General features: G+C 71.8%; 11 protein-coding genes. 8 read left to right on the forward strand and 3 right to left on the reverse strand.

The window, feature by feature from the left end; translation table 11 throughout:
- Positions 1 to 313 precede the first annotated feature (313 nt).
- Positions 314 to 1,072 carry a hypothetical protein gene (locus ABD151_RS08295; protein ID WP_343993199.1) on the forward strand — a complete coding sequence of 253 codons (759 nt, stop codon included), beginning with the start codon at positions 314 to 316 and terminating at the stop codon, positions 1,070 to 1,072.
- Positions 1,073 to 1,188: 116 nt separating this feature from the next.
- On the opposite strand, the gene fbaA is transcribed toward ABD151_RS08295, so the two are convergent.
- Together fbaA and ABD151_RS08305 are read right to left on the reverse strand one after the other, a co-directional pair.
- Complete coding sequence (gene fbaA, locus ABD151_RS08300) at positions 1,189 to 2,223, reverse strand: class II fructose-bisphosphate aldolase (protein WP_343993201.1); 1,035 nt, start codon at positions 2,221 to 2,223, stop codon at positions 1,189 to 1,191.
- Between the two features lie 115 nt (positions 2,224 to 2,338).
- A complete protein-coding gene (locus ABD151_RS08305) occupies positions 2,339 to 2,986 on the reverse strand; it encodes a TrmH family RNA methyltransferase (RefSeq protein ID WP_343993392.1) in 648 nt (215 codons plus the stop codon).
- A 127-nt stretch (positions 2,987 to 3,113) separates the two neighbouring features.
- Here ABD151_RS08305 and ABD151_RS08310 point away from each other — a divergent pair, with 127 nt between their 5' ends.
- Positions 3,114 to 4,445: an HNH endonuclease signature motif containing protein gene (locus ABD151_RS08310; protein WP_343993203.1), complete on the forward strand. Its 1,332-nt coding sequence runs from the start codon at positions 3,114 to 3,116 to the stop codon at positions 4,443 to 4,445.
- Positions 4,446 to 4,568: 123 nt separating this feature from the next.
- Entirely contained in the window at positions 4,569 to 5,312 is a 744-nt protein-coding gene (locus ABD151_RS08315; protein WP_343993205.1) for a DedA family protein, read from the forward strand.
- 27 nt (positions 5,313 to 5,339) lie between these two features.
- On the opposite strand, the gene ABD151_RS08320 is transcribed toward ABD151_RS08315, so the two are convergent.
- A complete protein-coding gene (locus ABD151_RS08320; RefSeq protein ID WP_343993207.1) occupies positions 5,340 to 6,017 on the reverse strand; it encodes a class E sortase in 678 nt (225 codons plus the stop codon).
- Between the two features lie 32 nt (positions 6,018 to 6,049).
- On the opposite strand from ABD151_RS08320, the gene ABD151_RS08325 reads away from it, so the two are divergent.
- From ABD151_RS08325 to ABD151_RS08345, 5 genes are read left to right on the forward strand one after another with little or no spacing between them, the layout of a single operon-like run.
- Positions 6,050 to 7,213 carry a pyridoxal phosphate-dependent aminotransferase gene (locus ABD151_RS08325; RefSeq protein ID WP_343993209.1) on the forward strand — a complete coding sequence of 388 codons (1,164 nt, stop codon included), beginning with the start codon at positions 6,050 to 6,052 and terminating at the stop codon, positions 7,211 to 7,213.
- Between the two features lie 60 nt (positions 7,214 to 7,273).
- The gene (locus ABD151_RS08330; RefSeq protein ID WP_343993211.1) at positions 7,274 to 10,129 is read left to right on the forward strand and encodes an AfsR/SARP family transcriptional regulator; all 2,856 of its coding nucleotides are present in this window, start codon (positions 7,274 to 7,276) and stop codon (positions 10,127 to 10,129) included.
- A 57-nt stretch (positions 10,130 to 10,186) separates the two neighbouring features.
- Entirely contained in the window at positions 10,187 to 10,705 is a 519-nt protein-coding gene (locus ABD151_RS08335) for a hypothetical protein (RefSeq protein ID WP_343993213.1), read from the forward strand.
- A gap of 11 nt (positions 10,706 to 10,716) precedes the next feature.
- On the forward strand, positions 10,717 to 12,213 hold the full coding sequence (locus tag ABD151_RS08340; RefSeq protein WP_343993214.1) for a hypothetical protein: 1,497 nt from the start codon (positions 10,717 to 10,719) through the stop codon (positions 12,211 to 12,213).
- A gap of 30 nt (positions 12,214 to 12,243) precedes the next feature.
- Entirely contained in the window at positions 12,244 to 13,512 is a 1,269-nt protein-coding gene (locus tag ABD151_RS08345) for a hypothetical protein (RefSeq protein WP_343993215.1), read from the forward strand.
- Positions 13,513 to 13,520: the final 8 nt, after the last annotated feature.

The raw sequence follows: 13,520 nt of genomic DNA on the forward strand, positions 1-13,520 counted from the left end.
TATGACGGTACAGGAACGCGGCAACGACCCGGCAGCCGAGCGACCAGAACGTAGGCGATCGGGCCCATGGCCCGCGCAGCTCACCCCGGACGACGCACCGCGCGGTGACGCGACGGCGGCCCTGGCGTAGCACCTCGCTCGATCGGAGCCAGGGGTGAAAGATCCGCTTCATGGTGCGCGGCGCCAGTGCAGGTGGCCCAGGATGGCAGAGGGCAGCGGTCCGTGCACCGCCGCCCTCCTTCAGCCCGGGCGTCAATCCCCCAACGCCCACAAAGGGCACCCGGCAGGGTCTCGAAGTGACTAGCCTCTGCGGGTGACCATCAGGGCCAATCCGCATCCGTTCCTCCGGGCATTGCCGTGGGCGCTCGCCGCCACGGCGGCGCTCACCGCGCTCGGGCACTGGGCGGTCCCCGCAGATCCGGTCTCCTACACGATGGGCCGCCAACTCGTGCCGGCGTTCGCCGGCTTCCTCGCGGCCGCTCTCGGGGCCAGGTCGGCAGACCAGCGCTGGCCCTCGTGGCGCTACCCGCTGATCGCGCTCGGGGTCGCGGGAGCCTTGGGCATCCTGCTCAACCTCTCCGACATCCGCGACCGGGCAGACACTCTCCGGGCCGAGCGCGACGCCCCCGACATGGCGGCGTTCCTCGGGACGCAGGGCGATTGGACCCGACTCGAAGCCCGGGACACGGAGCTGGCACAGCAGAAGACCACCATCGCGGAGGAGTTCGACGTCCAGGTGACCGGGGCCTTCTATGAGCACCGGGAATGGCCAGGCGTGGTCCTCCAGTTCGTCGGCATCAACGGCAACCCCGACGGGTCCTCAGCGGCAGACGCCGCCCGGGACATGATGGCTGGCGCCGGCGTGACGACGACCCAGAGCTTCGACACGGGCGGCGACCTCCCCGGTGCCCTGCGCTGCGGCGCGGGGTCGTCCGGCGGCGAGAGCTACACGATGTGCGCTGTCACCACCGATGGCTCATTGGCTGCCCTGACGTGGGTGGGCGAAGCGCCGCCGACGGCGGAGCAGGGAGCCGTACTTGCCCGGGAGTTCGTGCCGCTCACCTACCAATGATCGCCACCCTTCCCTCCGCGCGCTTCGGCCCGGAGGTTGGGGCGGGAGGCGGAGATGCCGAACGGCCGGCGCCCTCCGCAGAGGTCACCGGCCGTTCGCGCGGAGCTGGGCCTGGATCAGACGCCGAGGGTGGTGCCCGCCGAGCGGAGGTTCTGGCAGGCCTCGACGATCCGGGCGGCCATGCCGGCCTCGGCGGCCTTGCCCCAGGCGCGCGGGTCGTAGGCCTTCTTGTTGCCGACCTCGCCGTCGACCTTCAGCACGCCGTCGTAGTTGGCGAACATGTGCGCCGCGGCCGGGCGGGTGAAGGCGTACTGGGTGTCGGTGTCGATGTTCATCTTCACCACGCCGAAGTCGACGGATGCCGCGATCTCCTCGGCGGTGGAGCCGGAGCCGCCGTGGAAGACCAGGTCGAACGGCTTGCTGCCGGCCGCCAGGCCCAGCTCGGCGACGACGGCGTCCTGGGCGTCGCGCAGGATCTGCGGGCGGAGCTTCACGTTGCCCGGCTTGTAGACGCCGTGCACGTTGCCGAAGGTGAGGGCGGTCATGTAGCGGCCGCGCTCACCGGTGCCGAGGGCGCGCACGGTGGCCAGCGCGTCGGCGGGGGTGGTGTACAGCTTCTCGTCGATCTCGGCGACGACGCCGTCCTCCTCGCCGCCCACCACGCCGACCTCGATCTCGAGGATCACGTTCGCCGCGGCGCAGGCGGCCAGCAGCTCCTCGGCGATGTGCAGGTTCTCCTCCAGCGGCACTGCGGAGCCGTCCCACATGTGCGACTGGAAGAGCGGGGCCTCGCCGCGGGCGACGCGCTCGGCCGAGATGGCGAGCAGCGGCCGGACGAAGGTGTCCAGCTTTTCCTTGGGGCAGTGGTCGGTGTGCAGCGCGATGTTCACCGGGTAGTTCTTGGCGACCTCCGCGGCGTAGGCGGCGAACGCCACCGAGCCGCTGATCATGTCCTTGACCGAGGGGCCGGACAGGTACTCGGCGCCACCGGTGGAGACCTGAATGATGCCGTCCGAGCCGGCGTCCGCGAAGCCCTGCAGCGCCGCGTTCAGCGTCTGCGAGGAGGAGACGTTGATGGCGGGGTAGGCGAACGAGTTCGCCTTGGCAGCATCGAGCATCTCGGCATAGCGCTCGGGGGTGGCGATGGGCATCAGATCTCCTCAGGACACGGCAGACAGCGGCCCCAGCCTAGTGGTGCCCCCCGCTCCATGTGACCTCAGCGTTCGGTTTCGACGGCGAACCGCGCCGACAGGTCACATTGGGGTGTCAGCCGCGCCAGGCGGCGTCGGTGGAGAGGTCGGCATGGGTGCGGATCCACGAGTGCATGGCGATCGCGCCGGCCGCGCTGGCGTTGATCGACCGGGTGGAGCCGAACTGGGCGATGGAGAAGGTGCCGTCGACGACCTCGCGGGCTCGCTCGGAGAGGCCAGGGCCCTCCTGGCCGAAGAGGAAGCAGACCTTGCGCGGCATCTCCATCGTCTCCAGATGCTCCGAGCCCGGGAGGTTGTCGATGCCGAGCAGGCGCACGCCCCGCTCGTGCAGGTAGTCGGCGAGCTCCTCGGGGCCGGAGTGGTGGCGCAGGTGCTGGTAGCGGTCGGTGACCATCGCGCCGCGCTTGTTCCAGCGCCGGTTGCCGACGATGTGCACCTCGGCGGCCAGGAACGCGTTCGCCGTCCGCACGATGGTGCCGATGTTGAAGTCGTGCTGCCAGTTCTCGATGGCGACATGGAAGTCGTGACGGCGGGTGTCGAGGTCGGCGACGATCGCCTCCATCGTCCAGTACCGGTAGCGGTCGACGACGTTGCGGCGGTCGCCCTCGGCCAGCAGCGCGACGTCGTAGCGCTCGTCGTCCGGCCACGCATCACGCCCGCCCGGCCACGGCCCGACCCCTACCTCGGGCGGCCCGTGGGGCATCGGGTCGTACGGCGCGCGCTCCTCGTTCACGCTCTGAACGCTAGTCGTGCGGTCTGCAGGCGGGTCGCGACGGGGCCCGCGGACGCGCTGCGCGTGATGTGTCGGGGGTCTCTGGTGTGCTGATTCCATGATCGAGATCGACGCCACGCACACCCCCTTTGAGGTCACGGACCTCGACGCGGGGTGCTTGCTGACGGTGATCTCGGAGGGGCGTGGACGGGCCTTGGTCACCGCGCGTCGGGAGCTGCGGTTGGCGCACCAGTGGTGCGTGCTCAACCCGGTTGTGGACGGCGGCAACCCGGCCTCGTGGTCGGACGACCCAGCCCTCGCATCGCTCGAGCTCGATGACCTGCTCGGCGGGGACGGAACTCCTGCGGTGGCGGCGTTCGCGGTCGAGGAGTTCGCGGCCGCCTCCGGTCTCACCCGCTACTCCGCGATGGCGATGCTGGCTGCCGCCTTGGACCTGCACCACCGGCTGCCGAGGCTCTGGGCCCAGGTCGAGGCGTTGGAGGTGCCGGGGTGGAAGGCCCGCCGCGTTGCCGAAGTCACCCGGAAGGTGTCGGCCGAGGCAGCTGCTTGGTTCGACGATGAGCTGGAGCGTGGTGGCCGCTACGGCTGGCCCACCATCGAGCGGGTGCTGGCGATGGCGGTGGCGAAGTTCCACCCGGAGCTGATCCGCGACAAGACCGGCCCACTCACCAAGGCCGACTGGGATGTGACGCTGACCCACCAGACGGGTCCGGAGGGCACCGCGTCCGGCACCTCCACCCTTGACGTAGTGGGCGATTCACTCGATCTGTCCCGGTTCTACGACCTGATCTGCGAAGAAGCCGCCCGATTGAAGGCAGCCGGCGACACCGACACGATCGAACAACGCAAGGCCAAGGCGCTCGGGAGCATCGCCGAAACGCAGGGCACGTTCGACTACGAAGGCGCATCGGAAGCGGCGTCGGCACCTGCCCGCCCCCGACGCGGGCTGCGGGTCTTCGTGCACACCACCCTCGCCGACCTCTTCGGCCCCGACGACCTCACCCTCGCCGACACCGACCGCCTAGGCCCCATCCTCATCGAGCAGCTCACCGACTGGCTCCAACGCCACGGCTCCATCGCCAGCATCACCCCGGTCATCGACCTCAACCGCACCGGCACCGTCGACCGACACGACCCACCGGTTTGGATGGCCGACCAAGTCCGGCTCCGCGACCCGCGCTGCGTCTTCCCGCACTGCACCCGATCCTCAGCCGACGCGGACCTCGACCACATCACGGCCTACGACGAGACGGGCCCACCCGGCCAGACGAACCCCGAGAACCTCGCGCCGCTGTGCCGGCGTCACCACCTCGCCAAGACCTTCGCCGGCTGGAGGTATCGCCGCAACCGAGACGGCACCTACACCTGGCACAACAAGCACGGCCACACCTGGCTCGTCACCGCACTCGGCACCCTCCAACTCGACTGAACGGCAGCGTCACCTCCGGAACCCACCGGTCTCCGGAGGCTGCGGCGCGCCCGCTGAGCACCTCGCGGACATGGGTTCACGACGCCATCTGCGCAGGTACCACCTCCCCCGTAGGGTTACCCCGTGCTTATCGACGTGCTGCATCCCCTCCTGCTCGGCCTGAACTGGATGGACCCCGAATGGCTCCTCGAGCGGTTCGGCCAGGAGATGTTCTGGATCAGCATCGCGATCGTCTTCGTCGAGTGCGGGCTCCTCTTCCCGATCCTGCCCGGCGACTCCCTGCTCTTCAGCGTCGGCCTGTTCATCCACCGCGCCGGTGCCGGCGAGGCGGGCATCGACGTCAACATCGTCACCGCCTGCATCGCCCTCTCCATCGCCGCCTTCCTCGGCAACGTGGCGGGCTATGAGATCGGCCGCTTCCTCGGCCCGAAGATCTACGAGCGTCGTGGCCGGTTCCTCAAGCCGGAGTACTTCACCAAGACCGAGGAGTTCTTCGACAAGCACGGCGCCAAGGCGCTCATCCTGGGCCGCTTCGTGCCGATCGTGCGCACCTTCATCACCCTGGTCGCCGGCGTCGGCAAGATGAACCGCCGCCACTTCTTCGTCTGGTCCGCGGTCGGCGCGGTGCTCTGGGCGACCGGCCTCACCCTGCTCGGCTACTTCCTCGGCGGCATCGAGTTCCTGCAGCACAACATCGAGGCCGCGATCCTGGTGATCGTCTTCGTCTCGGTGCTGCCGATGGTGCTCGAGTGGTGGCGCCACCGCAAGGCAGCGCTCGCCATGGTCGACGACGTCACCGACGCCGTCGGCGATCGGATCGAGGAGGTCGTCGACCGGATCGACGACCGCACCGACCGCGACAACTGACCCCGGCGCAGACCGCCGAGCGCTGCCTCAGACCCGCGGCTCGGTGTCCACCAGCGTGGCGAAGGCGATCAGCCGGTTGTCGGTGTGGAACAGCTCGGCGCAGGTGGTCAGCGTCAACAGCCGCTGCCCCTTCTTCTGCGGCGGCTGCACCCCGCCTTCCTTCGGGTTCGTCGGCAGCTCGTCGACCACCCAGGTGTCGCGGAAGGTGACCTCGAGGTCGTTGCCGCCGGTGAGCAGCTCGTAGGTGTAGGTGGCCTCGCGGGTCTCCACGATCACCTCGTCGCCGATCTCCAGGTCCGGCATCGCCCGCAACGGCTCCCCGTGGGTGACCCGGTGCGCGGCCACCGCATAGTTGCCCTTCTCCCCCGGCAGCGCACTGCCGGTGAAGTGTCCGAACCCCGCCGAGAGCACGCCGTCGCTGGTCCCCTCGAGCACCGGCACCACATAGTCGTCGCCGAAGCGCGGCACCCGGATCAGCGCCTGCACGTCACCCTCCGGCACCTGCACCGGCTCCAGCGCCTGCGGGTCGGCCTGCCACTGGCGCTCGACCTCGGACACGATCCGGTCGTGGGTGCGCTGCGACATCCAGTTCGTGCCCCAGAACTGCCACGCCGCCCAGCCGAGGACGCTGAGTCCGCTGAGCACCATCGCCAGACCCAGCCACCAGCTCCACCCGCGCTTGGCGCGCCTTCGGTTCAGACCCACCGGCTCATTGTCGCCTACTAGTGTCTAGCGACATGGCAGGTCACGCTCGCCGCCTGGACGGCATCCCACCCACCGTGTTCACCGAGATGTCCGCACTCGCCCTGCGCACCGGCGCGATCAACCTCGGCCAGGGCTTCCCGGACGTCGACGGCCCCGCCCCGGTGATCGAGCAGGCGGTCGCCGCCCTACGCGGTGGCCGCAACCAGTACGCGCCCGGCCCCGGCGTCGCCGAGCTCCGGGCAGCGATCGCCCGCCACCAGTACCGGCACTACGGGCTGAGCCTCGATCCGGACCACGAGGTGGTGGTCACCACCGGCGCCACCGAGGGCATCGCCGCCGCCCTGCTCGGCCTGGTCGACCCGGGCGACGAGGTGGTCGTGCTGGAGCCCTACTACGACTCCTACCTGGCGATGATCGCCTTCGCCGGCGGCGTCCGGCGCCCGGTCACCCTGCACGCACCCGACTTCCGGCTCGACCTCGACGCGCTGCGTGCCGCCGTCAACGAGCGCACCCGGGTGCTGCTGGTCAACACCCCGCACAACCCCACCGGCACCGTGCTCACCCGCGACGAGCTCCAGGCGATCGCCGACGTCGCGATCGAGCGCGACCTGGTGGTGATCACCGACGAGGTCTACGAGCACCTGGTCTTCGACGACGCCGAGCACATCCCGCTCTGCACCCTGCCCGGCATGTTCGAGCGCACCGTCACCCTCTCCAGCGCCGGCAAGATGTTCTCGCTCACCGGCTGGAAGGTGGGCTGGGCGAGCGGACCCTCGCAGCTGATCGAGGCGGTCCTCGGCGCCAAGCAGTGGCTCACCTTCACCAGCGGAAGCCCGCTGCAGCCGGCGATCGCGCATGCCCTCGACGAGCAGGCCGGGTTCTACGCCGACCTCGCCACCGACCTCGCCGAGCGCCGCGACCTGCTCTGCACCGGCCTCGCCGGGCTCGGCATCGACGTCCGGGTCCCGCAGGGCACCTACTTCGCGCTCACCGACGTGCGCCGGCTCGGCTGGGACGACGGTCGCGCCTTCTGCCTGGCGCTGCCCGAGCGTGCCGGGGTGGTCGCGATCCCGGCACAGGGGTTCTACGACGACCAGCAGGCCGGCCGGCACCTGGTGCGGTGGGCGTTCTGCAAGGAGCGTGCGGTGATCGAGGACGGGCTGGCCCGTCTCGGCGCCGCCGACCTGAGCGCCTGAGCGTTCCACCCCCGGGAATACCGGTGCGCGCGGTCGGTGGCGGGCCCTAGACTCCCGCGCATGGCGCAACCCGAGGACGAGCTGGTGCTGCGCCTGCTCGGCCCGGTCACCGTGCTCGGCGCCGACGGCCACCCGGTCGACATCGGCTCGCCCCGCCACCGCGAGGTGCTGGCTGCGCTCGCCGTCGACGTCGGCCGACCGGTCTCGGTGGACACCCTGCTGGCCCGGGTCTGGGGGGAGACCGCCCGCGGCGGCACCGTCTCCAGCCTGCAGGCCGTGATCTCCCGGCTCCGGGCGCGCTTCCGCGAGGCACAGGTGGCAGCCGAGATCCGGACCGCCCCGCCCGGCTACCTGCTCGCCCTGGAGCCCGGTGCCGTCGACGTGGCCCGGCTCAAGGACGGGCTGGCGAGCGCCCGCACCCGCTTCACCGCCGGCCACCTCGGTGCCGCCGAGGCCCACCGCGAGGTGGTCACCGCCCTCGCCAACTGGCAGGGCACCCCGTTCGCCGACGTGCCCCAGCAGTTCGCCCGCACCGAGGCCTCGCGCCTGGAAGGCCTGCGACTGACCGGCGAGGAGCTCGCCGCCGACCTCGACCTGCGCCTCGGCGCACCCCAGGCCGCGATCACCCGGCTGCAAGCCCTGGTCGACGAGCACCCGATGCGCGAGTCGCTGCGCGAGGAGCTGATGCGCGCGCTCTACCTGGGCGGCCGTCAGGCCGACGCCCTGGTCGAGTTCGAGCGGGTCCGGGTGCTGCTCGGCGAGGAGCTCGGCGTCGACCCCGGCCCGCCGCTGCGCCGGATGCACCAACGGATCCTGCAGCACGACCCGGACCTGCGACCCGCCGCGGAGACACCGGCCGCCACCCCCACTCCCGAGCCCCCGGCACCGCCGCGCCCGGTCTCCAACCTGCCCGCCACCGACCTGCTCGGCGCACTGCTCGGCCGCGAGCGCGACGTCGCCTACCTCGTCGACCTGCTCCAGCAGCCCACCAGCCGCCTGGTCACCATCACCGGCGTCGGCGGCTGCGGCAAGACCCGGCTCGCCCTGGCCGTGGCCGAGCGGGCGGCCGACTCCTTCTCCTCGGGCAGCACCCTGGTCCCGCTCGCCCCACTGACCACCCCCGACGCGGTGATCCCGGCCATCGCCCGCGCGGTCGGGGTCGCGGAGGGCGGCGACCCGTTCGGCGCGCTGCTGGAGCTCTTCCGCGACCGGCAGCAGCTGCTCCTGCTCGACAACGCCGAGCACCTCCTCGACGCGTGGCCCGAGCTGGCCACCCTGGCGGCCGCCTGCCCGGGCCTGCGGCTGCTGGTCACCAGCCGGATCCCGCTGCAGGTGCGCGGCGAGGTGCTGTTCCCGCTCACCCCGCTCGACCTGCCGACGTCGACCGACCTCTTCCTCACCCGCGCCGCCGCCGTCCGCCCCGGGCTGGACCTGAGCCCCGACGACCCCGCGGTCCAGCAGCTGTGCCAACGCCTCTCCGGCATCCCGCTGGCGATCGAGCTCGCGGCCGCCCGGACCCGGCTGCTGACCCCGGCCACGATCCTGGAGCGCCTCGGCGAGGTGATGGCCGCCGAGGGCGCCCGTGACCTGCCGCCACGGCAACGCACCATGCGCGCCGCGATCGACTGGAGCTTCGCCCTGCTCAGCCCCACCGAGCAGCAGGCCTTCCCCCGGCTCGCCGTCTTCACCGGCGGCTTCACCATCGAGGCCGCCACCGCCGTCCTCGACCCGGTGGTCGCTCCGGGCGAGGTCTTCGCCGTCGTCGAGGGACTGGTCACCCAGTCGCTGGTGGTCGCCGACCACACCGCGAGCGGCCCCCGGTTCCGGCTCCTGGAGCCGGTGGCGCAGTACGCGCTGACCCGGCTGGCCGAGGACGAGGAGCGCAGCGCCCGCAACGCGCACCTCTCCTTCTTCGCCGCCGTCGCCTCACGCTATGAGCCGTCGCTGCGCGGCAAGGGGACCGCCGCCACCCTGACCGCGCTCGAGGCCGACCAGGCCAACCTGGTCGCCGCGATCGAGTGGTCGCTGCGCTCCGGCCAGGCCGACGCCGGCGGCTGGCTGGGCTGGCACCTGTGGCTCTTCTGGTGGGTGCGCGGCACCCTGCGCGAGGGACGCCGGCTGATGCAGCAGGTGCTCGACGCGCCGGTGGCCGACCTGGTCCGGGTGCGCGCCGGAGCCGTCGTCGGTGCGCTCGCCTTCGCCCAGGGCGACCTGGAGGGTGCCGGCGCCTGGGACAGCGCGGCCGAGCTGGCCGAGCGGATCGGGGACGCCGAGGGCCTGCCCTACGCCGTCGGCGGCACCGGCCTGATCGCCCTGGCCCGCGACGACCTCGACGCCGCCGCCGCGATCCACCAGCGCACCATCGACCTGTGCGAGCAGGCCGGGCTGGGCGGCGAGTGGCTGTGGACCCTCTCCCATGTCTGGCTCGGCACCGTCGAGCTGCTGCGCGGACGCCCCGCCGAGGCCGGGACGCTGGTCGACCTGGCGCTCGCTGCCGGCCGGGAGCGCGACGACCCGCTGGCCGTCTACATCGCGCTGTTCACCGCGGTGCAGATCTCGGTCGTCCAGGGCGAGAGCGACCGTGCTCGCGCGCAGATCGCCGAGGGCGTGAGGCTCAGCTGGGAGACCGGCGACCACGCCAATCTGGCCTACCTGCTGGAGGCATTGGCCGTCGTCGATGCGATGTCGGGCCAGCTCGACCGGGTCGGCGTGCTGCGCGGCGCCGCCGCCGAGCTGCGGGCCGGCGTCGGGGGCAACGTCTACGGCTACTACCGCCCCGACGAGAGCCTGATCGAGGCGGCCGGAGCCCAGGCGCTCGCCGCGCGCGGCGCGGACGGCTACGCCGACGACGTCGCCGCAGGTGCCGCGCTGAGCCTGCCGCAGATGGTCGCCCTGGCCGGCGTGCAGCAACCCTGAGCCGACCTCCAAGGCAACGCCAAGCCGACGCCAAGGGCTCGCGGCGAAGGTTCCAGCATGAACCGAAACTGGCTTCCGCCCACCTGGGCGCACCCCGAGCGGGTCGCCCTGACCCCCGGCTACCACCTGCGCACGATGGGGCCGGCCGACGTCGACCTCGATCTACCGGCCGTCCGCGGCTCGCGTGACCGTCTGTTCTCCATCTACGGGCAGGCCTGGGGCTGGCCCCCGGTCGAGCTGACCCGCGAGGCGGACATCGACGACCTCGCCCACCACGCCGCCGAGATCGAGGCGCACGAGTCCTTCCTGTACGGGCTCTTCGACGCCGCCGAGAGCGTGCTGCTCGGCTGCCTCTACATCGACCCTCCGGCCAAGGTCGGCGCCGACGCCGACATCTCCTGGTGGGTGGTCGACAACCTGGTCGGCTCCGACCTGGCCGCCGAGCTCGATGCCTTCGTGCCCCGCTGGATCGCCCAGGAGTGGCCGCTGGCCGCCCCGCGCTACGTGGGCCGCGACCTCTCCTGGGACCAGTGGCTGGCGCTGCCGGACCTGGGCACGGAGGTGGAGCCCGCATGAGGCGCCTGCGGATGTTGCTCGCGACCGCCGTCGTCGCGGGTGCCGGGATCGTCGCCCTCCCCTCCCCGGCCCAGGCCGGCCAGGTGCTGGTGACCATCGGGATCAAGGGCTCGGGCACCGTCCGGGTGGTCGAGGGCTCGCTGGAGGACGGCGGCGCCACCTCGTGCGACCAGTCGCAGAACCTGGACCACCGGGTCACCCTCACCTGCGCCCGGGTCCGCAACGAGGAGCCGTTGGAGGCCTGGGTGTGGCTACGCCCCTCCACCTCCTCCTCGCCGCCGTTCTGGAGCTTCGTCGACTGGCAGGGCTGCGACCAGACCCGGGAGCGCAGCGGGATCAAGGAGTGCGGCGTCGGCTCGACCGCCTTCGGCACCTCGACCAAGGCACCGGTCGCGATCTTCCGCGACAACTCCGCCCCCACCGTCACCGAGCTCGCCGCCACCCAGGACACCAGCAAGGACGGCACCTTCCGGTTCACCTGGAAGGGCAACGACTCGGTGCGCGAGGAGTGCCGATTCGGCGCCGCCACGTTCACCACCTGCTCCTCGGGGCACACGGTCACCCTGCCCGAGGGCCACTACACCTTCTCGGTGCGCGCCGAGGACGCCTCCGGCAACCTCAGCACCACCGAGCAGACGGTCGTCTCCAGCGTGGACACCACGCTCTTCATCCGTCCGCCCGCAGTGAGCACCAGCCGCAACGCGGAGTTCTTCTACTCCGGGACCAACGGCTCCACGTTCGACTGCACCCTGGACGCCGTCACCATGGACTGCGCGGCTGACGGCGTGGCCCGCTTCGCGAACCTCACCGACGGCACCCACACCTTCAGCGTCCGCTCGCGCCAAGGAGCCTGGGTCGACGCCTCGCCGTCCACCTGGACCTGGCGGATCGACACCACCGCCCCGCAGACCACGCTGGGCGGAGGACCGGTGCCCGGAAGCGTGCTGCTCTCCCGGGCGGCAGCGTTCACCATCGGCACCGACGACCCCAGCGCCGACCTGGAGTGCACCTTCGACGGCGTCACCCACGACTGCGCAGGCGGCAGCCCCGTCTTCGCCGGCCTCGTCTCGGGCACCCACGAGTTCACGGCGACCGCCGTCGACCGGGCCGGCAACCGCGACGACTCCCCCGCCGCCCGCCACTGGACGGTGCCGTTCGGGGCGACCTCGCTCAAGCGCGGCACCGGCTGGCGCCTGGTCCGCACCTCGGGCGCCTACGACGGCAGCGCGCTGACCACCAAGAAGCGCAACGCCAGCCTCACCCTCAGCGTGCGCAACGCCCGCTCGCTGATGCTGGTGGCAGGGCGCGGCAAGAAGAACGGCACGGTGGCGATCTACGCCGGCAGCCGCCTGGTCAAGAAGGTCTCGCTTGCTCGCTCCACCTCGGTCGGCAAGCAGCTGATCCCCGTCACCGCGTTCAGCACGCCGTTCACCGGCACCGTGCGGATCAAGGTGCTCACCAAGAAGCGCCCGGTGCGCATCGAGGGCCTCGCCGCCCCGACCCGCTGACCCTCCCCTCCTAGAGAAAGCAGTAGAACCATGCGCAGACGACTCCTCACCGCGGCCGCGCTCAGCCTCGCGCTGACGCCGATGCTGACCGCGACCACCTCGGCGGCCACCGGTGCCGCCGCCACCGGCGAATGGCAGGACGGCACGTCGTCCTCGGACACCGTGATCAGCTGCCCCACCCAGACCGCAGGCATCGGCACGTCGGCCAACACCGGCTGGATGTCGCCCACCGGCCAGGTCCCCAAGGTCGGCGAGAAGTTCTACCTCCGCGGCTACATCGGGCTGATCAGCCTGCCCTGCAGCGGCAAGGTCGCCACCATCCCCGAGATCCTGGCCCCGCCCGGAATCGAGTTCGTCGACGAGCCGGTGAAGTGGGCGGTCTACAAGGCCTCCGAGGGCGGCACGCTGGGCGCCGGTGGGCTGGACTTCTTCAACGGCGTCAACGGTGGCTACGTGATCACCCAGACCGGCGACGAGCCGTTCGTACTGCGCCAGGGCGAGATCTTCGAGTTCCAGTTCCCGGTGCGGGCGACCCGCCCGTTGAAGGGCACCGCGACCCAGGCGCCCACCTGCCTCTCGCGCCGCGACGGCAGCAAGCCCTGCCCGGTCGCCCAGTCGGGCGACCACCTGCAGATCGCGTTCGCGGTCGGCGGGCACGGCGGCGACAAGAGCTACGTGACGCCGTACGTGCCGCTCTTCGCGGCCGGTGCGGGTGACTCGGGGGGCCCGGTGAGCATCTCGGGCGGGCCTCGCGAGGACGCCGTCGTCGCCACCACCTCGGCGGCGTTCACGGTGAGCGCTCCGGGCGCCCCGTCGTGCACCCTCGACGGCCGGGCCCGCGCCTGCGGCAACGGCAAGGTCTCGCTCTCCGGCCTCGCGCCGGGCAGCCACGTGTTCAAGGCGAGCTCGGGCGGGCACAGCGCGTCGCGCACCTGGACCGTCCCGCACGCGGCTCGCGCCTTCAAGCGCTCCGGCAAGTGGTCGCTGGCCCGCTCCTCGGCTGCCTACGGCGGCCAGGCGCTGACCAGCAAGAAGAAGGGCGCCTCGGCCACCCTCAGCGTGCGCGGCGCCAAGCGCCTGGCGCTGGTGGCCGGCATGGGCCGCGGCCACGGCACGGTGAAGGTCTACGCCGGCTCCCGGCTGCTCAAGACGGTCCGGCTCGCCGCCAGCCGCACCGTCTCCAAGCGGGTGATCAGCCTCGGCTCGCTCGGCTCCGGTTGGAGCGGCAAGGTCAAGGTCGTGGTCGCCTCCAACGGCAAGCCGGTGCGACTCGAGGGCCTCGGCGTCGTCACCCGCTAGCAGCCGCA

Source organism: Nocardioides dubius (assembly GCF_039528155.1).
Lineage (GTDB): Bacteria > Actinomycetota > Actinomycetes > Propionibacteriales > Nocardioidaceae > Nocardioides > Nocardioides dubius.

Excerpts from the sequence above, each read along its gene's own strand:
- ABD151_RS08305 (WP_343993392.1), bottom strand. The coding sequence starts at position 2,986 with ATGCCCCACGGGCCGCCCGAGGTAGGGGTCGGGCCGTGGCCGGGCGGG.
- ABD151_RS08335 (WP_343993213.1), top strand. The coding sequence starts at position 10,187 with ATGAACCGAAACTGGCTTCCGCCCACCTGGGCGCACCCCGAGCGGGTC.
- ABD151_RS08310 (WP_343993203.1), top strand. The coding sequence starts at position 3,114 with ATGATCGAGATCGACGCCACGCACACCCCCTTTGAGGTCACGGACCTC.
- ABD151_RS08330 (WP_343993211.1), top strand. The coding sequence starts at position 7,274 with ATGGCGCAACCCGAGGACGAGCTGGTGCTGCGCCTGCTCGGCCCGGTC.
- ABD151_RS08340 (WP_343993214.1), top strand. The coding sequence starts at position 10,717 with ATGTTGCTCGCGACCGCCGTCGTCGCGGGTGCCGGGATCGTCGCCCTC.
- ABD151_RS08345 (WP_343993215.1), top strand. The coding sequence starts at position 12,244 with ATGCGCAGACGACTCCTCACCGCGGCCGCGCTCAGCCTCGCGCTGACG.
- ABD151_RS08325 (WP_343993209.1), top strand. The coding sequence starts at position 6,050 with ATGGCAGGTCACGCTCGCCGCCTGGACGGCATCCCACCCACCGTGTTC.
- fbaA (WP_343993201.1), bottom strand. The coding sequence starts at position 2,223 with ATGCCCATCGCCACCCCCGAGCGCTATGCCGAGATGCTCGATGCTGCC.